Origin of the sequence: Exiguobacterium sp. SH3S3 (genome assembly GCF_004337115.1) — a bacterium.
In the GTDB taxonomy this organism is placed as follows: domain Bacteria; phylum Bacillota; class Bacilli; order Exiguobacteriales; family Exiguobacteriaceae; genus Exiguobacterium; species Exiguobacterium aurantiacum_A.
Window position 1 is genome coordinate 158,814 of the sequence record NZ_SJUU01000004.1, and the last position, 20,997, is coordinate 179,810.

20 protein-coding genes are annotated in these 20,997 nt (G+C 52.6%); 14 read left to right on the plus strand and 6 right to left on the minus strand.

All coding sequences use genetic code 11. The features are described 5' to 3' along the window. Positions 1-3 precede the first annotated feature (3 nt). The 3 genes from EVJ28_RS05695 to glnA all read left to right on the plus strand — a co-directional run bounded on the left by EVJ28_RS05695 (position 4) and on the right by glnA (position 3,183). Entirely contained in the window at positions 4-1,299 is a 1,296-nt protein-coding gene (locus tag EVJ28_RS05695) for a methionine gamma-lyase family protein (RefSeq protein WP_131488268.1), read from the plus strand. A 93-nt stretch (positions 1,300-1,392) separates the two neighbouring features. Beyond that, positions 1,393-1,797, plus strand: a complete 405-nt coding sequence (locus tag EVJ28_RS05700; RefSeq protein ID WP_070327141.1) for a MerR family transcriptional regulator — start codon at positions 1,393-1,395, stop codon at positions 1,795-1,797. A gap of 45 nt (positions 1,798-1,842) precedes the next feature. Further along, a complete protein-coding gene (gene glnA / locus EVJ28_RS05705) occupies positions 1,843-3,183 on the plus strand; it encodes a type I glutamate--ammonia ligase (protein ID WP_131458795.1) in 1,341 nt (446 codons plus the stop codon). A 103-nt stretch (positions 3,184-3,286) separates the two neighbouring features. On the opposite strand, the gene EVJ28_RS05710 is transcribed toward glnA, so the two are convergent. Next, entirely contained in the window at positions 3,287-3,727 is a 441-nt protein-coding gene (locus EVJ28_RS05710; protein ID WP_131458796.1) for a metal-binding protein, read from the minus strand. Continuing rightward, positions 3,727-4,347 carry a transcriptional repressor LexA gene (gene lexA, locus EVJ28_RS05715; RefSeq protein ID WP_070327143.1) on the minus strand — a complete coding sequence of 207 codons (621 nt, stop codon included), beginning with the start codon at positions 4,345-4,347 and terminating at the stop codon, positions 3,727-3,729. The genes EVJ28_RS05710 and lexA overlap by 1 nt, the downstream gene beginning before the upstream one ends. Positions 4,348-4,547: 200 nt before the next feature. On the opposite strand from lexA, the gene EVJ28_RS05720 reads away from it, so the two are divergent. From EVJ28_RS05720 to EVJ28_RS05750, 7 genes are all read left to right on the plus strand, one after another. After that, entirely contained in the window at positions 4,548-4,784 is a 237-nt protein-coding gene (locus EVJ28_RS05720) for a hypothetical protein (RefSeq protein WP_236634058.1), read from the plus strand. A 73-nt stretch (positions 4,785-4,857) separates the two neighbouring features. Beyond that, positions 4,858-5,502: a YneB family resolvase-like protein gene (locus EVJ28_RS05725; RefSeq protein ID WP_035386380.1), complete on the plus strand. Its 645-nt coding sequence runs from the start codon at positions 4,858-4,860 to the stop codon at positions 5,500-5,502. A gap of 60 nt (positions 5,503-5,562) precedes the next feature. After that, complete coding sequence (locus EVJ28_RS05730; RefSeq protein ID WP_070327145.1) at positions 5,563-5,796, plus strand: DUF896 domain-containing protein; 234 nt, start codon at positions 5,563-5,565, stop codon at positions 5,794-5,796. A 199-nt stretch (positions 5,797-5,995) separates the two neighbouring features. Continuing rightward, entirely contained in the window at positions 5,996-7,987 is a 1,992-nt protein-coding gene (tkt, locus tag EVJ28_RS05735; protein ID WP_131467916.1) for a transketolase, read from the plus strand. A 128-nt stretch (positions 7,988-8,115) separates the two neighbouring features. Continuing rightward, positions 8,116-8,349 carry a YneF family protein gene (locus EVJ28_RS05740; RefSeq protein ID WP_131439735.1) on the plus strand — a complete coding sequence of 78 codons (234 nt, stop codon included), beginning with the start codon at positions 8,116-8,118 and terminating at the stop codon, positions 8,347-8,349. Between the two features lie 124 nt (positions 8,350-8,473). Next, positions 8,474-10,234: an ABC transporter transmembrane domain-containing protein gene (locus EVJ28_RS05745; protein WP_131488237.1), complete on the plus strand. Its 1,761-nt coding sequence runs from the start codon at positions 8,474-8,476 to the stop codon at positions 10,232-10,234. After that, the gene (locus EVJ28_RS05750) at positions 10,224-11,987 is read left to right on the plus strand and encodes an ABC transporter ATP-binding protein (RefSeq protein WP_131458801.1); all 1,764 of its coding nucleotides are present in this window, start codon (positions 10,224-10,226) and stop codon (positions 11,985-11,987) included. Before EVJ28_RS05745 ends, EVJ28_RS05750 begins: the two co-directional genes overlap by 11 nt. A gap of 80 nt (positions 11,988-12,067) precedes the next feature. Here the strand turns inward: EVJ28_RS05750 and EVJ28_RS05755 are convergent, their stop codons facing one another. After that, the gene (locus EVJ28_RS05755; RefSeq protein WP_131458802.1) at positions 12,068-12,247 is read right to left on the minus strand and encodes an aspartyl-phosphate phosphatase Spo0E family protein; all 180 of its coding nucleotides are present in this window, start codon (positions 12,245-12,247) and stop codon (positions 12,068-12,070) included. Positions 12,248-12,436: 189 nt separating this feature from the next. Here EVJ28_RS05755 and EVJ28_RS05760 point away from each other — a divergent pair, with 189 nt between their 5' ends. Continuing rightward, the gene (locus EVJ28_RS05760; RefSeq protein WP_016510637.1) at positions 12,437-13,135 is read left to right on the plus strand and encodes a cytochrome c biogenesis CcdA family protein; all 699 of its coding nucleotides are present in this window, start codon (positions 12,437-12,439) and stop codon (positions 13,133-13,135) included. Between the two features lie 13 nt (positions 13,136-13,148). After that, a complete protein-coding gene (locus EVJ28_RS05765) occupies positions 13,149-13,607 on the plus strand; it encodes a CcdC family protein (protein WP_174545499.1) in 459 nt (152 codons plus the stop codon). Positions 13,608-13,643: 36 nt separating this feature from the next. Here EVJ28_RS05765 and EVJ28_RS05770 read toward each other — a convergent pair whose 3' ends face one another. The 3 genes from EVJ28_RS05770 to EVJ28_RS05780 form a co-directional block, all read right to left on the minus strand. Next, positions 13,644-15,206, minus strand: coding sequence for a solute symporter family protein (locus tag EVJ28_RS05770; RefSeq protein WP_131467918.1), 1,563 nt, complete (start codon positions 15,204-15,206; stop codon positions 13,644-13,646). Further along, positions 15,203-15,535, minus strand: coding sequence for a DUF485 domain-containing protein (locus EVJ28_RS05775; RefSeq protein ID WP_070327152.1), 333 nt, complete (start codon positions 15,533-15,535; stop codon positions 15,203-15,205). Before EVJ28_RS05775 ends, EVJ28_RS05770 begins: the two co-directional genes overlap by 4 nt. Positions 15,536-15,799: 264 nt before the next feature. After that, positions 15,800-16,231 carry a DUF2621 family protein gene (locus EVJ28_RS05780; protein WP_070327153.1) on the minus strand — a complete coding sequence of 144 codons (432 nt, stop codon included), beginning with the start codon at positions 16,229-16,231 and terminating at the stop codon, positions 15,800-15,802. Between the two features lie 180 nt (positions 16,232-16,411). On the opposite strand from EVJ28_RS05780, the gene EVJ28_RS05785 reads away from it, so the two are divergent. Together EVJ28_RS05785 and acnA are read left to right on the plus strand one after the other, a co-directional pair. Continuing rightward, on the plus strand, positions 16,412-18,007 hold the full coding sequence (locus tag EVJ28_RS05785) for a peptide chain release factor 3 (protein WP_131458805.1): 1,596 nt from the start codon (positions 16,412-16,414) through the stop codon (positions 18,005-18,007). Between the two features lie 200 nt (positions 18,008-18,207). Beyond that, the gene (gene acnA, locus EVJ28_RS05790) at positions 18,208-20,922 is read left to right on the plus strand and encodes an aconitate hydratase AcnA (protein WP_131458806.1); all 2,715 of its coding nucleotides are present in this window, start codon (positions 18,208-18,210) and stop codon (positions 20,920-20,922) included. Positions 20,923-20,997: the final 75 nt, after the last annotated feature.

Genomic DNA, 20,997 nt, shown 5'->3' on the forward strand with positions numbered 1-20,997 from the left:
ATGATGTGGCAAGAAAAGATTGAGCATTACGATGAACTCGCCCCGTTCGTCAAGCAAGCGGAACAACGGGTGAAACCTTATTTTGAAGCGATCGAGGAAACGGCGGAGTTCAACCAATACCGTGTCCTCGAATCGTTCAAGAAGCATAAAGTGTCGGACTTTCATTTCAATCCGACGACCGGGTACGGCTATGACGATATCGGGCGCGACACGCTCGAGTCGATCTATGCGGACGTGTTCGGGGCCGAACTCGCCCTCTGTCGTCCGCAAATCATCTCGGGGACACACGCGATCGGGATTGCCTTGTTCGGTGTGTTGTTACCGGGAGATGAACTCTTGTATATCACGGGTAAACCGTACGATACGCTCGAAGAGATCGTCGGCATCCGTGGCGACGGCCGCGGTTCATTGAAAGAACTCGGTGTCGGCTACGATACGGTCGAGTTGAAAGACGATCAAATCGATGTCGCGACTGCGATCGAACGGATCCGCCCCGAGACGAAGCTCGTCGGCATCCAACGTTCGAAAGGGTACGCCAATCGACGCAGCATCCCGGTGCGTGAAATCGGCGAGGCGATCGCGGCGATCAAAGCAGCGCACCCGCACGTGTTCGTCTTCGTCGACAACTGCTACGGCGAATTTGTCGAGACGATTGAGCCGACACATGTCGGAGCCGACCTCATGGCCGGTTCGCTCATTAAAAACCCGGGCGGTGGCTTGGCGAAGACGGGTGGCTATATCGCCGGAACGAAAGCATTGATCGAACGATGCTCGTTCCGGATGACGACGCCAGGCATCGGCAGCGAGGCCGGTCCGTCGCTCTATTCGCTGCAGGAGATGTATCAAGGCTTTTATATGGCGCCGCACACGGTCGCCCAAGCGTTGAAAGGGGCCCATTTGACGGCGAGCCTGCTCGGCTTGCTCGGCTTTGAGACCGATCCGCATTATACGTCACGGCGGACCGATTTGATTCAATCGGTCACGTTCCGCGACCGCGACAAGATGATCGCGTTCTGTCAGAGCATCCAGATGGCGTCCCCGGTCAACGCCCACGCGCTGCCGGTGCCGGCCTATATGCCAGGCTATGAGGACGACGTCATCATGGCGGCCGGGACGTTCATCCAAGGCTCGTCGATCGAACTTTCAGCGGACGGACCACTCCGGGCGCCGTACACGGCATACGTCCAAGGTGGCTTGACCTATGCACACGTGAAAGTCGCGTTAATGCTCGCCTTGAGCCAATTGCGGACGAAAGGGCTCGTCACATTTGACCGTGAAAATTCAACTCAAACGTTGTAACCGAAATGTCATGTTAACTTTCTTAACATCTATTGACAGGAAAGTTGTCATGTATTATTCTCACATTGTGAGACAGAAAAGGAGGGGTAAGGGATGGCCGATCAATTTCGTCGCTCCAACCCGTTGTTTCCGATTGGGATCGTCCAAGATCTGACGCAACTGACAGGCAGGCAGATTCGATATTACGAAGAACAGGGTCTGGTTTCGCCTAGTCGGACGGAATCGAAACGACGACTTTATTCCTTTAATGATGTCGAACGTTTGCTCGCAATCAAAGATTTCATTGACCAAGGCTTCAACTTGGCGGCGATTCGCCATATGCTCGACAACGACGGTGCCAAAGAGACAGAACAATCTGCTTCTGCGGCTCCGCCAAGCGAACCGCCAAAGATTTCCGAGAAAGAGTTACATCAATTATTGAAAACACAGCTTCAAGAAGCTGGTCGTTTCAATAAAACGTCGCTCATCCAAGGAGAGTTGTCACGTTTTTATCGATGACGCCAGTACACAAACCATTACACAATGTGAGAGGGGACTTTTACCATGGCCAGAAAAACGTTCACAAAAGAAGACATCAAACGGATCGCACAAGAAGAGGACGTACGCTTTATTCGTCTTCAATTCACGGATATCCTCGGTACGATTAAAAACGTCGAGGTGCCAATCAGCCAATTGGACAAAGCACTTGATAACAAGATGATGTTCGATGGCTCTTCAATCGAAGGGTTCGTACGCATCGAGGAATCAGACATGTACCTCTATCCAGACCTTAACACGTGGGTTGTCTTCCCATGGACAGACGGCAGCGGTAAAGTCGCTCGCTTAATTTGTGATATTTATAATCCGGACGGCACACCGTTCAGCGGTGACCCGCGCGGCATTTTGAAACGCAACCTCGAGCACATGCAAAAGCTCGGCTTCTCAGCGTTCAACGTCGGACCAGAGCCAGAATTCTTCCTCTTCAAGAAAGACTTGAACGGACAGCCGACACTCGAATTGAACGACCAAGGCGGTTACTTCGACTTGGCACCGGTCGATTCAGGCGAGAACTGCCGTAAAGAAATCGTTATCGAGCTCGAAAACATGGGCTTCGAGATCGAAGCGTCACACCACGAAGTCGCACCAGGACAGCATGAAATCGACTTCAAATACGCGGATGCGGTAACGACTGCCGACAACATCCAAACGTTCAAACTCGTCGTCAAGACGATCGCGGCGAAGTATGGCCTTCACGCGACGTTCATGCCGAAACCACTCTTCGGTGTCAACGGTTCAGGGATGCATGCGAACATGTCACTCTTTAAAGGCGACACGAACGTGTTCTACGACCCGAACGGTGACATGGAGCTCTCGGATACGGCACGTGCCTTCACAGCTGGTATCCTCGAGCATGCACGTGCGTTCACGGCGATCTGTAACCCAACGGTCAACTCGTACAAGCGTCTCGTGCCTGGATACGAAGCACCATGCTACGTCGCATGGAGCGCCCGTAACCGTTCACCGCTCGTCCGTGTACCGGCTGCCCGTGGCCTCTCGACACGTATCGAAGTACGTTCGGTCGACCCGGCGGCGAACCCGTACCTCGCGCTCTCGGCCCTCTTAGCTTCTGGTCTTGACGGCATCGAGAAAGACTTGAAAGCACCGAAACCGATCGACAGCAACATCTACGTGATGGACAAGCCAGAGCGTGTTGCGAACGGCATCGACGATCTTCCGGCGACACTCTTCGACGCACTCGAAGTACTCCGCGCCGACAAAATCGTCATGGATTCGCTCGGTGACCACATCGGCGAACACTTCCTCGAGTTGAAAGAGATCGAGTGGGACATGTTCCGCACGCAAGTGACGGAGTGGGAACGCGATCAGTACATGACGCTCTACTAAGTCGAATGAACTTGAAAAAACGCTCGATCCAGTTTCTTGGATCGGGCGTTTTTTTAGTCAAAACAAGCGACCACTCGCAATTGAGTGGTCGCTTGTTTTGCGATTAGAACGCACGTTTGAAAAATGTGGACGCATAGTCGAGTGCCGTATGGAGCGTCGTCGCGAACACGAGACCGAGGAAGAACGGGATGCCGTTCAAGTCGAGCCACGTCTTCACAACCGCTTCATACGAAGTGAACGTAAGGATGAGCGCGAGCGGGAAGCCAAGGTAGATGACACGAATGAGATCGCTCAACACCGGCAAGTGCGACAGCGGAGACCGGTGCGGCATCAGCTTCACGTAAGGGAGCCAAAAGCCACGCAGCGGTCCCCACCGATAGTATGCATCCGATTTCAAATCGAGGTCCGGGGAGAGCCAAAACGTCCCGATAAGCGCACCGAGGAAAAGGGTAGTCGGGATATCGACATCAATAAAAGGCGTGGCAATCGCTAAAGCACCGATTGCCACGAGGTTCGTACGCGTATGTGTCTTGCCGCTAGCCATTAATGGATCGTCCGGTATACACCGATGACCTTCCCTAAAATGGATACGTTATCGAAATACATCGCCTCAAGTTCATCGTTCTCCGGCTGGAGTCGGACTTTCGACGCCTCTTTGTAGATCCGTTTGACGGTCGCCTCACCCTCGTCCGTCATCGCGACGACAATCTCTCCATTGTCTGCCGTGTTCTGTTGTCTGACGAGTACGCGGTCTCCGTCGAGGATTCCGGCGTTGATCATCGAATCGCCAGAGACGGAGAGCATATACACGTTATCCGAACCGACGATATGGGCCGGGAGCGGGAAGTGTTCTTCCACGTTCTCGATCGCCGTGATCGGTGTTCCGGCCGTAACTTTCCCGATAACCGGGACGTACATGACCGTCTCACGCTCCTCGATAGACGGGGCGTCCTCGCTCAACACTTCGAGCGCACGCGGTTTTGTCTTATCGCGCCGAATCAATCCACGTTTTTCAAGACGGTCCAAGTGACCGTGCACGGTCGAGCTCGATGCGAGACCGACGGCTTCACCAATTTCTCGGACTGACGGCGGATAACCTTTCGTCCGAACTTCAGCTTTTATAAAATCAAGAATCTGTTGCTGTCTTGCTGACATTTTTTTCAATGGATTTCACCTCGTTTATGTCGAATAACCTGCGAACGCATCCTATTCTTTATGGATTTATTTTAACACAAGAACATATGAGCGTACAAACATTCGTTCGTTTTTTCTTGACCGAACAGAAGTTCTTGTTTTATGATGAGAACAGATGAACGAACAGACGTTCCTAAGAACGCATATTCTCATATTTGGAGGCGGTTCAAATGAAAGATACAATCAACGGATTCATATTGGTCGGAATGGTAGTGCTCGGGATGTTCGCCTTTTACTTAGTCGGCGAGTTTCGCCAAGGCGAAGTTGTCGAGCCGACAATGATGACGGTCGAAAGAAGTATCGAACAAGAAGTTGCGTTCAACGAAGCGGAAACGCTCGAAGCCCAGCTGTTAGCGGAACGTGCGGAAAAAGAAGAACGGAAAACGACGTGGTTCGCCGCTGAATGATCGATTTGGATTGCGAACACCCGCTCATCCTGTGTATCGTAAAAGGATGACTGGAAAGAAAGGGAGTGACGAGATGCGAGTCGTCATTTATTGTCGCGTATCGACGAACAAGTCAACTCAGGAAACCTCGCTCACGAGGCAAGAAGCGGAATTGTTACAGATGGCCAAACGTCTCGATGCGGAAGTGATCGATGTGATCACCGAACAAGAGAGCGGTTTCGAGGTCAATCGGACGGGTCTGCTCGATCTGTTAGAGCATGTATCGGCGTCAAAGCTCGATGCCGTGCTCGTGAGCGATGACAGTCGCCTCGGCCGGGGGAATGCAAAAATCGCCATCTTGCATACGCTCATGAAGCATAACGTCCGGCTGTTGACGATGCAGTCGTCCGATGAATACGTCGTCTCCGACGCCGAAAAGATGGTGCTTGAGATTGTCAGCGTCGTCGAGGAGTATCAACGGAAGATTCATAACGCCAAGATATCGCGCGGCATGCGCCGGGCGGTCGCGAACGGCTTCAACCCGCAACGCAACATTCAGCACCATGACCAAGGTGGGAGGAGCCGGATCGAAGTGCCGATCGAGGAGATCGTCCAACTTCGGGAGCGGGGGCTCACCTTCGCTGAAATCGCGGCCACGCTCCGCGGATTCGGCTACGAAGTCTCGAAAGCGACTGTGAACCGTCGCTATTTGGAACATGTGGCAGTGCCAGAAACTTGATTCCTGCGCCCTGATTTTGTACAGTAGAACTACAAATTCAGTAGAGAGGGGGCGAACCTCATGTTAGCACCCGAACAATTGGAGCGGATTAACTTCCTCGCCAACAAGGCAAAGACAGACGGCTTGTCACAACAAGAGATGGACGAGCAACAAGCGTTACGTCAACAATATTTAAAAGCGTTCCGTCAATCGTTCAAATCCCAGATGATGGGCATGAAAGTCGTCGATCCGGAAGGCAACGACGTGACACCAGAAAAACTAAAAGACGAACAGAACCGACACCGTTCTGAATGAACTCGAATGCACATCCTATTTCGTATAGGATGTGCATGTTTGTTATACACGAAGCTCGATAAGGTTCGACCATTCCCTCGAAAACAGACGTATGGAAGTAAACGATTCCAACCAATGTGACATACTATTTAATTAGTTGTGACACACGATTGAGTGTGCTAAAATATGACGGGTAGAAACTTTCTTAACAACAGAGAGGATGAAATTAGTGGAAACAACTACTAAAGAATTATTAGCGATTAACTCGATTCGGACGCTCTCGATTGATGCTGTCCAACAAGCGAACTCAGGTCACCCAGGTATGCCGATGGGTGCGGCCCCGATGGCGTTCACGCTTTGGACAGACAAAATGCGTCACAACCCGAAAAACCCGAACTGGTTCAACCGCGATCGGTTCGTCCTTTCAGCGGGACACGGTTCGATGCTGTTGTACTCGCTGCTTCACTTGTCTGGTTACGACCTTTCACTCGACGACATCAAGTCGTTCCGTCAAATGGACTCGAAGACGCCAGGACACCCTGAGTATCGTCACACTGCAGGTGTAGACGCAACGACGGGACCACTCGGCCAAGGGATTGCGATGGCTGTAGGTATGGCGATGGCTGAAAAACATTTGGAAGCAACATACAACCGCGATGAGTTCAACGTGGTCGACCACTATACGTTCGGGATCTGTGGAGACGGTGACTTGATGGAAGGTGTGTCGGCCGAGGCTGCCTCGCTCGCCGGTCACTTGAAACTCGGGAAACTCGTCGTCTTGTATGATTCAAACGACATCTCGCTTGATGGCGACCTTCATAAGTCGTTCTCGGAAAGCGTAGAAGATCGGTTCAACGCTTACGGATGGCAAGTCATTCGCGTCGAGGATGGAACGGACATCGATACGATCGCCAAAGCGATCGACGAGGCGAAAGCTGAGACGTCGAAACCGACGATGATTGAAGTGAAGACCGTCATCGGTTTCGGTTCACCGAATAAATCAGGTAAATCAGCATCACACGGCGCTCCACTTGGAGAAGCAGAGATCGAACTCACGAAACAGTTCTATAAATGGGAAGGCGAGACGTTCTACGTCCCGAACGAAGTGTACGACTTGTTCAACGATAAAGTCGTTGAGCCTGGCGCTAAAGCTGAGTCGGATTGGAACGAACTCGTCGCAGCCTACAAATCGGCTCATCCTGAGCTCGGTGCTCAGTTCGAACGTGCGATGAACAACGAACTTCCTGAAGGTTGGGATAGCGAGTTGCCGACGTTTGAAATCGGGTCGAAAAAAGCGACGCGCCAAACGAGCGGAGAAGTCTTGAACGCGATCGCAAAAGCGGTACCGACATTGTTCGGGGGATCGGCTGACCTCGCCGGCTCGAACAACACGATGATTAAAGGCGCTGCTGACTTCGACGAAGATCCGGCCGGCCGTAACATCTGGTTCGGTGTCCGTGAATTCGCAATGGCGGCAGCTGTCAACGGGATGGCGCTTCACGGTGGCGTACTTCCTTATGGCGCAACGTTCTTCGTCTTCTCGGATTACCTCCGCCCAGCGGTCCGTCTCGCTGCACTCATGGGAATCCCGTCGACATTCGTCTTGACGCATGACTCGATCGCAGTCGGTGAAGACGGTCCGACGCACGAACCGGTCGAGCACTTGATGAGCTTCCGGGCGATGCCGAACTTGTCAGTTCTCCGTCCGGCAGACGGAAAAGAGACGATCGCCGCTTGGAAACAAGCGATCACGACGACGTCAGCTCCGTCACTTCTCGTCTTGACGCGTCAAGCGTTGCCAGAACTCGCAGGAACATCTGTCGAAGACGCGGCAAAAGGTGCCTATGTCGTCGCAGGTGACTCGAGCGAAGCGGACGTCCTTCTTCTCGGTACAGGCTCAGAAGTCCACGTCCTCGTCGAAGCACGTGAACAACTCGCTTCTGAAGGCGTGAACGCTGCTGTCGTCTCAATGCCGTCATGGGAACTGTTCGAAGCCCAATCGGCAGAGTACAAAGAATCAGTTCTTCCTTCGTCGATCACGAAGCGCGTCTCGCTTGAAGCGGGTGCGACGCTCGGATGGTACAAGTACGTCGGATTCGGCGGTAAAGTGCTTGGAATCGACAAGTTCGGTGCCTCGGCTCCTGGGGACCTCCTCATGAAAGAGTACGGCATGTCTGTCGAGAATGTCATCGACGCTGTCAAATCACTATAATTGTCATTAAAAACGTGTGATGGCCTAGCAATGTCTAGGTCATCACTTTTTTTTCTGACGACTAGCGAATTAGCGTAATATAGTGTATAGTAAAAAACGATGTTTCATATGGTAGAGGAGGTAAAACCTTGAGTACATTATTTTGGATTCTTCTTGTCGTGGCAGCACTCATCGGGGGTATCGCGATCGGATTCTTCATCGCTCGTAAATACATGATGAACTACCTTGAACAGAACCCACCAATCAACGAAGACATGATTCGTACGTTAATGATGCAGATGGGTCAAAAACCGTCACAGAAAAAAGTCAACCAAGTGATGCGTGCCATGAACGTTCAAGCGAAGAACGAAAAAAAATCATAATGAGTCACCGAAGCACTTCGCACCCGCGAAGTGCTTTTTTTTATTCATCTTTTGTTCGACAATCGAACAAACTTTCGCTACCATAAATGAATAGTCTTATTTCAAGATATAGGGGGCGTTTCAGATTCGTGTATTTAAACAATTAGCTTGGTTCTTCAGGCTCGAATGGCGGACGTATGCAGTCGGTATCGTCTTGCTCATGTTTGTCGCCGCACTCGAGCTCATACCGCCGCGCATCATCGGCCGAGTCATCGATGGGATGAACCAAGGTTCGCTCGAAGCGGACTTGCTGTGGATGCTGCTAGGCGGGCTTGCGGCTGTCGGGATCGGAAACTATGTGGCGCGCTTTTTTTGGCGCTATTTCATTTTCGGGGCCTCGATCCGGCTCGGACGCCTGCTCCGGAGCCAACTATATCGTCACTTCACGGATTTGGATCAACGGTTTTATAAAAAGTCGCGTGTCGGCGATTTGATGGCGCACGCGACGAACGATGTCCAGGCTGTCTCGACGACGGCGGGGGCGGGTATTTTGACGCTCGTCGACAGTGTGACGATGGGTACGTTCGTCATCATCACGATGGTGACGACGATCAGCTGGAAGCTGACGGTCGTCGCTTTACTGCCGCTGCCGATCATGGTTATTTTGACGACACGATATGGAAAGATGCTCCATAGCAGGTTCGGTGTCGCTCAAGCGGCATTTTCCGAATTGAATGACAAGGTTCAGGAGAGCGTGAGTGGGATTCGCGTCTTGAAATCGACCGGGGAAGTCGACCACGACGTCGAATCGTTCGAGAAGTTGTCAGATGAAGTCATGGCAAAAAACGTCCGCGTCGCTAAAATTGACGCCTTGTACGACCCGACAATCTTCGGGATCGTCGGATTATCTTACATATTGTCGATCGGCTACGGGGCCTATTTGATCGAACAAGGCGAGCTCACGATCGGTCAAATCGTCAGTTTTACTGCTTATCTTAGTCTGCTCACTTGGCCGATGCTCGCTTTCGGTTGGTTGTTCAATATCGTCGAACGTGGTCGTGCTTCGTACGACCGGATCGAGCGCATGCTCGCCATCAAGCCAGAGATCCAAGACGATCCGATGGCGGCGACGAAACTGGATCATTCCGAGCTCGAGGCGGATATCGGTTCGTTCCGTTATGACGATACGACCGTGCTGCGTGATGTCACATTCCGGATCGAGCGCGGCAAGACACTCGGGATTGTCGGTCGGACCGGTTCTGGTAAGACGACGATCGTTCGATTGTTGACCCGGGAATATGACGTGACCGACGGTAAAATTAAAATCGGCGGCGTCAATGTTCGTCAAGTCAAAAAATCACTTCTACTAGATAAAGTCGCCCTCGTCCCGCAAGACCACTTCCTGTTCTCGGATTCGATTGCGAGCAATATCGCCTTCGGAAAACCGGAAGCAAAAATGGATGAGATCATGGCGGCTGCCAAGATCGCCGAAGTGCATGACGATATCATGCGGCTGCCGGAAGGGTATGCCACGCTCGTCGGTGAACGCGGCGTGACACTCTCGGGGGGACAGAAGCAACGTATCTCGATTGCCCGGGCGCTCATGATCGAGGCCGATCTCTTGATCCTTGATGACGCGTTGTCCGCCGTCGATGCGAAGACGGAAGAAGCTATCATCGAACATTTCCGTGTCGGCAATCCGGAGCAATCTCGATTGATCGTCGCCCACCGTCTGTCGGCAGTGGAGCATGCCGATGAGATTCTCGTACTCGCTGATGGCCAAGTCATTCAGCGGGGCCGACACAACGATCTCATTCGAGAACCGGGCTGGTACAAAGAAACGTACGACCGCCAACAACTTGAGGCGATCGTGGAAGGAGAAGGAGGGGGCCACCATGAAGCATGATATTCAAGAATGGGCGGTCATCAAGCGGTTATTGGCCTATACGAAACGATACGGCCGGCCGCTCAGCCTCGCCTTCGTCTTTTTGCTTCTTGCGACGGGAGCGAAGCTTGCCGGACCGTTTTTAATCAAAGTGTTCATCGATGAGTTCGTGACACCGGGCGTCTATCCGACGAATTGGGTCGTCACCCTGCTCGTCGTCTATATGGTGTTACACATCTCGGCCGTCATCTTCGACTATTTACAATCGATTGCGTTTCAGAAGATCGCCCTTAAAATCGTCCAAAATATTCGAATGGACATCTTCCGTCATGTGATGGGGCTGCGTCTCGCCTATTTCGACCGGACGCCAGCGGGTGTGCTCGTCTCCCGGATCACGAACGACACGGAAGCGGTGAAAGAGTTGTACGTCGGCGTGATGAGCACGTTCGTCCAGTCGGGCGTTCAATTGCTCGGGACGTACATCTTCCTGTACATTTTAGAGCCGACGCTCGCCACGATCGGGCTCGTCCTCCTCCCGTTGTTTTGGCTCATCATTTGGGCGTATCGCCGGTACTCGACTAAATATTTTGCCCAAGTCCGTGATTTGTTATCGCGACTGAACGCGCAGTTGAGCGAGTCGATCAACGGGATGGGAATCGTTCAACAGTTCCGTCAAGAAGAGCGTCTCGTCCGTCAGTTCGAAGCGACGAACGAGGCGCATCAAGAAGCGCGGTTCAAGAACTTGAAGCTCGATAGTATGTTGCTCCGCCCGATCATCGAGCTATTGCTTGCGTTCTCGATCATCGGTTTGCTCGGTTACTATGGCTTCCTGTCAATGACGGAACAAGTTCAAGTCGGGGTCGTCTATGCGTTCATCAGTTATATCGAGCGCATTTTCCGCCCCGTGCTCGATATCATGCAACGGCTGAGTGAATTCCAACAAGCGGTCGTCTCGGCAGACCGCGTCTTCAAAGTGCTCGACACCGATGAACCGGCGCCAGGAAAAAGTCTTTCCGGCGAGGCAGCGATCGGGGCAGGAGAAGTTCGGTTTGACGATGTCACGTTCAGTTATGACGGGGAAGTCGATGTTTTGAAGAACATCTCATTCGTCGCCAAGCCGGGTGAGACGGTCGCGCTCGTCGGTCACACGGGGAGCGGGAAAAGTTCGATCATCAACTTGCTCACTCGGTTTTACCCGTACGAAGGTGGACAGATCACCATCGACGGACACCCGCTCGAACAGTTCGAGGAAGTGGAACTTCGCGATAAGATCGGTCTCGTCTTGCAAGACCCGTTCCTGTTCAGCGGCACGATCGAAGATAATTTAAAATTGTTCAATCCGACAGTTAATTCCGATAAAGTTCGCCAGTCGGCGGAATTTGTCCAAGCCAATACGTTCATCGAAAAACTCGAGATGGGATATGGCCACGCAGTCGGTGAACGGGGGGCGACGTTCTCGAGCGGGGAACGGCAACTGCTCGCCTTCGCCCGAACGGTCGCCCGTGATCCGAAAATACTGATTTTGGACGAGGCGACGAGCTCGATCGATACGGAGACAGAGGAGCGGGTGCAGTTCGCGCTCGACCGGATGCGTCGTGGACGAACGACGATCGCGATCGCCCACCGCTTGTCGACGATTCAGGATGCCGACTTGATTCTTGTCTTACATCGCGGCGAAATCGTCGAACGGGGCAATCATCAGGCCTTATTGAAGCATGATGGATTGTACAAAAAAATGTACGAGTTACAGTCAGGACAACGTCTGATGTCATAATTTACAAAGGACACCCGTGGGGGTGTCCTTTTTCCATGGAAAAAGCTCGCCACTAGAAAGTGACGAGCTGGAGTTGATGATTAATTTAAGTTGTCTGCTAGGTGTTTGGAAAGGACGTGAGACGTGATTAACGTGTCTAGCTCTTGGCTGACATGAATCACTTCTGGAGACGTCCAACTGTACTGCGAGGCGATTTCATACAGTTCATCGCGTTTTCGTTCAATGGCATAGTGTAAGGTTTCAGCTGTGATGACCGCCACGGTATTTCCCCCATCATATTAAAATAGAACCTGGTGAAGTAGAATATCCAAATCTTAGCATTCAACACTACACATCACAAGTTACATTTCCATTTCAATAATTACAAAATCGGACGGAGTGAACGGAGAAAAGATGCGAGCATTTTGAAATGGTTTTCGCTATAATGGGGCTGAAAGGTGGAAAAACGCATGGAAGTCACTTTATGGCTCGCTTTTGGGGCGGGCGTCTTGTCTTTTTTATCACCGTGTACGCTGCCGCTCTATCCGGTCTTTTTGTCGTATATCACAGGGGTATCTGTCTCTGACTTGAAAAGCGAAGGGCTCCGGCAACGGACGGCTTGGTTTCATACGTTCTCATTCTTATTCGGATTCTCGATCGTCTTTCTCGTCCTCGGGTTATCGACTTCGTTGATCGCCGACTTCTTCATTCAATTTAAAGATAGTCTACGCATGTTCGGGGCAATCCTTATTTTTGTGTTCGGGGTCTTTTTAGCGGGGCTATGGCAACCGCGCTTCATGATGCGCGAAAAGAAACTCGCACTTGGAGAACGGAAGAGCGGGTATTTCGGGACCGTGTTGATCGGAATCGGGTTCGCAGCCGGATGGACGCCGTGCACAGGACCGATTCTCGCCGGGGTGATCGCACTGGCTGCGTCTAACCCGAGCCAAGGCATGGGGTATATGCTCGCTTACGTCATCGGGTTCTCGATCCCATTTCTCGTCATGGCCGGTTTCGTCGGCAAAATCAAATATTTGGCGCGCAACAGCGCGAAAGTAACAAAGTTCGGAGGCTATTTGATGATGGCTTTCGGAGTCGTATTATATTTTGATGGAATGAACCGCTTCGCTGCCTGGATGAGCGAATTAGTGGGATTCACCGGATTCTAAAGGGGCTGACCATATGTCGATATTTTGGGGATCGACTCTCGTCGCATTGCTGATGGGGGTCATCGCGAGTTTCGTTCGCGTGAAGGCATCGGCCCGACCGACGAATGCGAAAAAAATCTTGATTCCACCGCTCGCGATGTCGACGGGCATGCTTCAATTTTTAGTGCCGGCTTTTCGTCTGACTTGGCTCGAAGTCGGTGAGGCGCTTGTCGTAGGCTTGATTTTCAGTATCTTTTTGATCAAGACGTCCAATTTTGAAAAACGTGATGGTGAGGTTTATTTATCCCGCTCGAAAGCGTTTTTCATCGTCGTCTTCGCCTTACTCGCGATCCGGACGGTCATGAAAGCGTTCCTCGGCGATGAGGTCAACATTTTCGCGACGGGCGGCTTGTTCTATTTGATCGCTTGGGGCATGATTGTGCCATGGCGGATCGCCATGTATCAAAAATATAAGCGCATCGCGACGACATAAATAACGGCATACCTCGAGCGAGGTACGCCGTTATTTTCAGTTTGAGCGTTTGGCCATGGCGACTTCGGTCTTGGCATCGATCCCGGTGTTCGCTTTCACAAGAATCCGTTCGAAGTTTCCGACGGCCTCGTCCGACTTCGTCAAATATGTCCCGACGATGGCAGCAAGGAAACCGAGCGGGATCGACACGATGCCCGGGTTCGTCAGCGGGAACAACGCTGCGCCGACGAAGATGGCTGAGCCGTCCGGTGCCCATAGGTTCGGACTGATTGCGACGAGGAAGAGCGACGAGAACAACCCGACGACCATCCCGAAGATGGCTCCGCCCGTATTGAAGCGTCGCCAGTAGATCGTGAACAAAATGACCGGCAAGTTCGCGCTCGCCGCGACCGCGAAAGCGAGCGAGACGAGAAACGCGACGTTCATCGATTGGGCGAAGAAAGCGAGTCCCATCGAGACGATCGCGACGGCGATCGAGGCGATCCGTGCGGCCAAGACTTGTTCTTTCTCCGTCGCTTCACCTTTTCTGACGATGTGCCCGTAAAAGTCGTGGGCAAAAGCCGATGCCGCCGACAAGACGAGTCCGGCGACGACGGCAAGAATCGTCGCGAATGCGATCGCTGCCACGAAGGCAAACAATAAGTCGCCGCCGAGTACTTGCGCGAGGAGCGGTGCGGCCATGTTACCAGCTGGGTTCGCCGCGATGATGGCGTCTGACCCGACGAAGGCGGCAGCGCCGAAACCGAGGAAGATCGTGAGGATGTAAAACGCTCCGATGATCCAAGTCGCGTAGACGACGGATTGACGCGCGGTCGGTGCGTCCTTGACCGTGAAGAAACGGATGAGAATATGCGGCAGCCCGGCCGTCCCAAGGACGAGCGCCAAGTTCAACGAGATCGTATCGAGCGGAAGTTTGAATTTGTTACCCGGATTCAAGAAGCTTTCCCCGAGCGGTGTCGCTTTGCTGACTTCGGAGAACATGTTGAGCACTGAGAAATCAAATCTCGCGAACACGAGAAACGAGATGATCGCCGTCCCGATCATCAAGAGCACCGCTTTCGTTATCTGGACCCAAGACGTCGCCGTCATGCCGCCGAAGACGACGTAAACGGTCATCAACAAGCCGACAACGACGACACTCGTCGTGTAAGGGATGCCGAGCAGGAGCTCGATGAGCGCACCGGCGCCAACGAGCTGGGCAATCATGTAGAAAATCGAAATGACGATCGCGTTCATCGCCGCGACCCCGCGGACCCGCGGCTTGTTGAATCGGGCAGCGATCATGTCGGCCATCGTGTACTTGCCGAGGTTACGAAGCGGTTCGGCGACGAGGTATAAGACGACCAGATAAGCGACGAGGAAACCGATCGAATAAAAGAAACCGTCAAACCCGGCGAGTGCGATCATCCCGGCGATGCCGAGGAATGAGGCGGCCGACATGTAGTCCCCGGCAATGGCGAGCCCGTTTTGAAAACCGGTCAAGCCGCCGTCGGCCGTATAGAAGTCACTCGCCGTCTTCGTCTTGCGGGCGGCGAAGAACGTGATCACGAGCGTCAAGCCGACAATGGCGAGGAACAAGAGAATGGCTGTCCAGTTCATCGTCCGTCCTCCTCTTGCTTGATTTTCTCGACGAACTTGTCAAAGCGACGAGCACGGCGGCTATACAAAACGCAAAACGTCCACGTCATGAAGAACTGGGCGAAAGCAAGGACCCAGGCCCAAGTGATATCCCCAGCCACAGGGATGTTGAGGAACGTGAAATAGCTCGTAGAGATGGGGAGCGTGAAATAGAAGATAAGGGAAAAGATGATGGACGGAAGAATGAAACGGTTTTTTTCTCGCATCAGTTGGTGGAATGTGGCACTTTCGACGATTGATTCGGCAGAACGTGTACTTTCCGTACGCGTGGCTTGCGTGACGTCATGCATCGGTGGACCTCCTCGGTAATCAAGATAGCTACATTATAGAAACGGTACGAAAGGAAAAGCTATCCATTTTTTATTCGTTATTATCCATTTATTATACTAATATTGGTCATACCAATTAAATGTAAGCGTTTTCAATATTGTCTATAATTTGAACTCTATACAAGAATACTAAAAAGAAGACAAAAAGGTACTTTAGACCTAGTAACCGTATGTCACATATTGGCGAACGTGCATCAAAAAATGAGCCCCGTGGAATCCAGGGGCTCACTGTTGGAAATAACGTTTATAAGTCATCCAATCAATCTGCTCTTCTTCGAGCGCTTTCTTCAAAAACTTGTGGTCCCGCTTCGGTGTGGCGGCGATATATCCTTTGACGACGAGTTCCGTCGTCATCACTTTCGCTCTCGATTCGAGCGCGAACTGTCCGATCTTGCCGGCGATCTTGCGAATGGCGACATCGCGGAACAGCTCAGGCACTGGCGTGACGAGCCGATCGAGTAGCGTCCGTGTCTCGGGTGTCCACAGGTGGCGTGTCTTCGCGATGTAATCGTCCTCGATATCTAGGAGAGAGCGGCCGTCTTCTTTCGGCATCCGTTTTAAAAACTTACGGAACATGAAGTATCCGCCGATCGTCATCAACCCGATCATCACAAATCCCCAGAAGACAATGAAATACATCATCAAGTTTTCTGGCATCGTCTTTCCCCCGTTCTTTCATTTCACAATCATTCAAGCTTAGTATACAAAAAAGACCGCGAATACAAAAGCATGACCATCCCATAATGATGGACGAAACGACGCCGTTTCGTTAGAATAGAGAGCGTTGCAGTCAGAAATGAGAATGAATTTGAAAGTCTGGAAAGGAAAGGACTCTATATGAATCAATTAAAACAAGAAGTAGAGAAACGCCGCATTTTCGGCATCATCTCCCACCCGGATGCCGGTAAGACGACACTCACGGAGAAATTGCTCTTACACGGGGGAGCGATCCGCGAGGCGGGAACGGTCAAAGCCCGCAAAAACTCAAAACACGCCAAGTCCGATTGGATGGAGATCGAGAAACAACGGGGCATCTCTGTCACGTCGTCTGTCATGCAGTTCGTCTATCGCGACAAGGTCGTCTCAATCATGGACACGCCGGGTCACAACGACTTCGGAGAAGACACGTACCGCGTCTTGACGTCTGTCGACAGTGCGGTCATGGTCATCGATGCCGCCAAAGGGATCGAGACACAGACGAAGAAATTATTCCAAGTCTGTCGTATGCGTGGTATCCCGATCTTCACGTTCATGAACAAGTTGGACCGGCAGGCGAAAGATCCGCTCGAGCTCATGGAAGAACTTGAAGAAGTGCTCGGTATGCCTTCGGTCGCCGTCACATGGCCAATCGGCAGCGGGATGCAGTTCGAAGGTGTGTTCGATCGTATCAAGAACGAGATCCACTTGTTCCGTGGCGAGAAAGGCAAGCTCACGTTGAACGAGGACGGGGTCAACGATCCTGTGCTCGCCGACTACTTGACAGAAGAAAACTTGACGAACTTGCGCGACGAGATCGACCTGTTAGACGGTGCCGGCAACGACATCGACGTCGAGGCGATCCAATCAGGTAAGCTGACACCTGTCTTCTTCGGTACGGCGCTCGTCGACTTCGGGGTGACATCGTTCTTAGACCACTACCTCGACATGTCGCCGGCCCCAGAGGCCCGTAAATCGAACGTCGGTCCGATCGACCCGACGTCTGAAGACTTCAGCGGTTTCGTCTTCAAGATTCAAGCGAACATGAACCCGGCCCACCGTGACCGCATCGCCTTCGTCCGCATCTGTTCGGGTGTGTTCGAACGGGGAATGGACGTCACGTTGACGCGGACCGGCAAGAAAATCAAACTGAGTCAATCGACGCAGTTGATGGCCAACGACCGGGAGACTGTCGATAAGGCGTTTGCCGGTGACGTCATCGGGATCTACGATTCTGGGACGTACCAGATCGGTGACACGATCACGACGTCGAAGCAAAAGATCGCGTTCGAGGCGTTGCCGACGTTCCCGCCGGAATTGTTCATGCGCGTCTCGCCGATCAACTCGCTCAAGTCGAAACACTTCCACAAAGGTGTCGAGCAACTCGCCCAAGAAGGAGCGATCCAAGTGTACCGCAACGAGTATAACGAGATTTATCTCGGCGCGGTCGGTCAACTCCAGTTCGAGGTGTTCGAATATCGTCTCAATAACGAGTACGGGGTCGACATCCGGATGGAGCCGGTATCGTACAGTGTCGCTCGCTGGGTGAAGGACAAAGAATTGAAGGCGCTCAAGCCGTTCCAAGACTCACGAAACATGCTCGTGACCGACCGTTGGGAACGCCCTGTGTTCTTGTTCGCCAACGAGTTCACGTTTGACCGTTTCAAAGAACGCTATGAAGATGAGTTGACGCTCGTCGACGCACTCGATGTCAATGTCGAGATCGGTGCCGAATAAGCTAGATTGTAAAGACGGCCTTAGATGGCCGTCTTTTTTCGTGTTTTGAGACGATCAGAGCAATTGATAAGTTTTACTTATGACTAATTTGTGACGGAATGTATTTTACGTCACGCTATAGTTGTATTATGATAAACATGTGATAAGTAAGCGATTACGGCAACTGCTGTGGTCGTCGCTTTCAAAAAGGGGGAAATTGTATGGAACAGACGAACGTAGTAGACGCTTTTTCATCTCGGACACAGTTCGAGGTCAACGGACAAGCGTACGATTATTACCGGCTTAAAAAGTTAGAGGAAGAAGGGGTGACGGAACTCAGTCGCCTCCCGTACTCGATTCGTGTCTTGCTCGAGTCGGTTTTGCGTCAACAAGACGGCCGTGCCATCACGAAGGAACATGTCGAGAACTTGGCAAAATGGGGTACTGCCGGCGTCTCGAAAGACATTGACGTACCGTTCAAACCGGCTCGCGTCGTCTTGCAAGATTTCACGGGTGTCCCGACGGTCGTCGACCTCGCTTCACTTCGTAAAGCGATGGCTGACCTTGGTGGCGACCCGAACAAGATCAACCCGGAAATCCCGGTCGATCTCGTCGTCGACCACTCGGTCCAAGTCGATGCCTACGGATTCGCCGGCGCGCTCATGAAAAACATGGACATCGAGTTCGAGCGGAACGAAGAGCGTTACAAATTCTTGCGTTGGGCTCAGACGGCGTTTGACAACTACCGTGCCGTACCACCGGCGACGGGAATCGTCCACCAAGTCAACCTCGAGTACTTGGCGTCGGTCGTGCTTGAAAAGAATGATGGGACAGGTAATGTCGCGTATCCAGATTCACTCGTCGGAACGGATTCGCACACAACCATGATCAACGGACTCGGTGTCCTCGGCTGGGGCGTCGGCGGAATCGAAGCCGAAGCGAGCATGCTCGGACAACCGTCATACTTCCCGGTACCAGACGTCGTCGGCGTCAAAATCATCGGTGAGGTCAACCCAGGTGTCACAGCGACAGACGTCGCGCTCGTCGTGACCGAGATGCTCCGTAACGAGAAAGTCGTCGGTAAGTTCGTCGAGTTCTTCGGACCGTCACTCCACACGATGCCGCTCTCTGACCGGGCGACGATCGCCAACATGGCGCCTGAGTACGGGGCGACTTGCGGCTTCTTCCCGGTCGATACGGAAACGTTGAACTACATGCGTACGACAGGACGCTCAGAAGAGTTGATCGACCTCGTCGAGGCGTACTCAAAAGCGAACGACATGTTTTACACACCTGATCAAGCCGATCCGGCGTTCACAAAGACGCTCACACTCGACTTGTCTAAAGTAGAACCTTCACTCGCAGGCCCGAAACGTCCGCAAGATCGCATCAACTTGTCTGACTTGCATACGGCGTTCATCGACAGCTTGAGCGCACCGGCCGGGCACAGCGGCTTCGGTCTCGACCGTGCCGAGCTCGACAAGAAAGCTGCCATCCATTATGAGGATGGACCGGTCGACATGCAGACGGGTGACGTCGCGATCGCGGCGATCACGAGCTGTACGAACACGTCGAACCCTTACGTCATGGTCGGCGCTGGCCTCGTGGCCAAGAAAGCCGTCGAGCGTGGACTCACAGTACCGAAATACGTGAAGACGTCGCTCGCCCCGGGCTCGAAAGTCGTTACTGACTACCTCGATAAAGCCGGACTCACGACGTACCTCGACCAGCTCGGGTTCAACACGGTCGGTTACGGCTGTACGACATGTATCGGGAACTCTGGGCCGCTCGACCGCGAAGTCGAAGAGACGATCACGTCGAACGACTTGCTCGTGTCGTCCGTGCTCTCGGGTAACCGTAACTTCGAAGGCCGCGTCCATCCGCTCGTCAAAGCGAACTTCTTGGCGTCACCGCCACTCGTCGTCGCTTACGCGCTCGCAGGATCGGTCAACTTCGACATCATGAACGAATCATTCGGGACGGATAAAGACGGCAACGAAGTCTTCTTCAAAGACATCTGGCCGTCAAACGATGAGATCAAGATGGTCGTTCAAGACGTCGTCTCGCCGGAAGCGTTCCGTAAAGAGTACGACACGGTGTTCACAGGCAACGAACGTTGGAACGCACTCGCCGTCCCAGAAGGTAACTTGTACGACTTCTCGGACGATTCGACGTACATCCAAAACCCGCCGTTCTTCGAAAACCTCGAACCGGAAGCGGGCGTAGTGCTCCCACTCAATGGTCTTCGTGTCATCGGGAAGTTCGCCGATTCGGTGACGACTGACCACATCTCGCCGGCAGGAGCGTTCTCGAAGACGACACCAGCTGGGCAATACCTGCAGTCGAAAGGCGTCGCACCGCTCGACTTCAACTCATACGGGTCGCGTCGTGGTAACCACGAAGTGATGATGCGCGGTACGTTCGCGAACATTCGCATCCGTAACCAAGTCGCGCCTGGCACAGAAGGCGGATACACGACGTACTGGCCGACAGGTGAGATCATGCCGATGTATGATGCGGCTATGAAATATAAAGAGCAAGGCACAGGTTTGATCGTGCTCGCCGGAAACGACTACGGCATGGGCTCGTCGCGTGACTGGGCAGCCAAAGGTACGAACCTGCTCGGCATTCGTGCCGTCATCGCCCAAAGTTTCGAACGGATTCACCGTTCAAACCTCGTGATGATGGGTGTGTTACCGCTCCAGTTCATGGACGGGGAGTCTGCGGAATCACTCGGACTGACAGGCGAAGAGGCACTTGATATCCAAGTCGATGAGTCGGTACGTCCGCGCGATATTTTGAACGTCACGGCCACGCATGAAAATGGCACGGTGACAGCGTTCAAAGTCGTCGCCCGCTTCGACTCGGAAATTGAGATCGACTACTACCGTCACGGCGGGATCCTCCAGATGGTCCTCCGTAACAAATTGAAGTAAGCGTCAGACCTTCCTTTGAAAAAAGGAAGGTTTTTTTCGTGAATGTGCGAATATAAGGTGAGAGGATAACAGATA

Excerpts from the sequence above, each read along its gene's own strand:
- EVJ28_RS05695 (WP_131488268.1), top strand. The coding sequence starts at position 4 with ATGTGGCAAGAAAAGATTGAGCATTACGATGAACTCGCCCCGTTCGTC.
- EVJ28_RS05700 (WP_070327141.1), top strand. The coding sequence starts at position 1,393 with ATGGCCGATCAATTTCGTCGCTCCAACCCGTTGTTTCCGATTGGGATC.
- glnA (WP_131458795.1), top strand. The coding sequence starts at position 1,843 with ATGGCCAGAAAAACGTTCACAAAAGAAGACATCAAACGGATCGCACAA.
- EVJ28_RS05710 (WP_131458796.1), bottom strand. The coding sequence starts at position 3,727 with ATGGCTAGCGGCAAGACACATACGCGTACGAACCTCGTGGCAATCGGT.
- EVJ28_RS05720 (WP_236634058.1), top strand. The coding sequence starts at position 4,548 with ATGAAAGATACAATCAACGGATTCATATTGGTCGGAATGGTAGTGCTC.
- EVJ28_RS05725 (WP_035386380.1), top strand. The coding sequence starts at position 4,858 with ATGCGAGTCGTCATTTATTGTCGCGTATCGACGAACAAGTCAACTCAG.
- EVJ28_RS05730 (WP_070327145.1), top strand. The coding sequence starts at position 5,563 with ATGTTAGCACCCGAACAATTGGAGCGGATTAACTTCCTCGCCAACAAG.
- tkt (WP_131467916.1), top strand. The coding sequence starts at position 5,996 with ATGAAATTAGTGGAAACAACTACTAAAGAATTATTAGCGATTAACTCG.
- EVJ28_RS05750 (WP_131458801.1), top strand. The coding sequence starts at position 10,224 with ATGAAGCATGATATTCAAGAATGGGCGGTCATCAAGCGGTTATTGGCC.
- EVJ28_RS05760 (WP_016510637.1), top strand. The coding sequence starts at position 12,437 with ATGGAAGTCACTTTATGGCTCGCTTTTGGGGCGGGCGTCTTGTCTTTT.
- EVJ28_RS05765 (WP_174545499.1), top strand. The coding sequence starts at position 13,149 with ATGTCGATATTTTGGGGATCGACTCTCGTCGCATTGCTGATGGGGGTC.
- EVJ28_RS05770 (WP_131467918.1), bottom strand. The coding sequence starts at position 15,206 with ATGAACTGGACAGCCATTCTCTTGTTCCTCGCCATTGTCGGCTTGACG.
- EVJ28_RS05775 (WP_070327152.1), bottom strand. The coding sequence starts at position 15,535 with ATGCATGACGTCACGCAAGCCACGCGTACGGAAAGTACACGTTCTGCC.
- EVJ28_RS05780 (WP_070327153.1), bottom strand. The coding sequence starts at position 16,231 with ATGCCAGAAAACTTGATGATGTATTTCATTGTCTTCTGGGGATTTGTG.
- EVJ28_RS05785 (WP_131458805.1), top strand. The coding sequence starts at position 16,412 with ATGAATCAATTAAAACAAGAAGTAGAGAAACGCCGCATTTTCGGCATC.
- acnA (WP_131458806.1), top strand. The coding sequence starts at position 18,208 with ATGGAACAGACGAACGTAGTAGACGCTTTTTCATCTCGGACACAGTTC.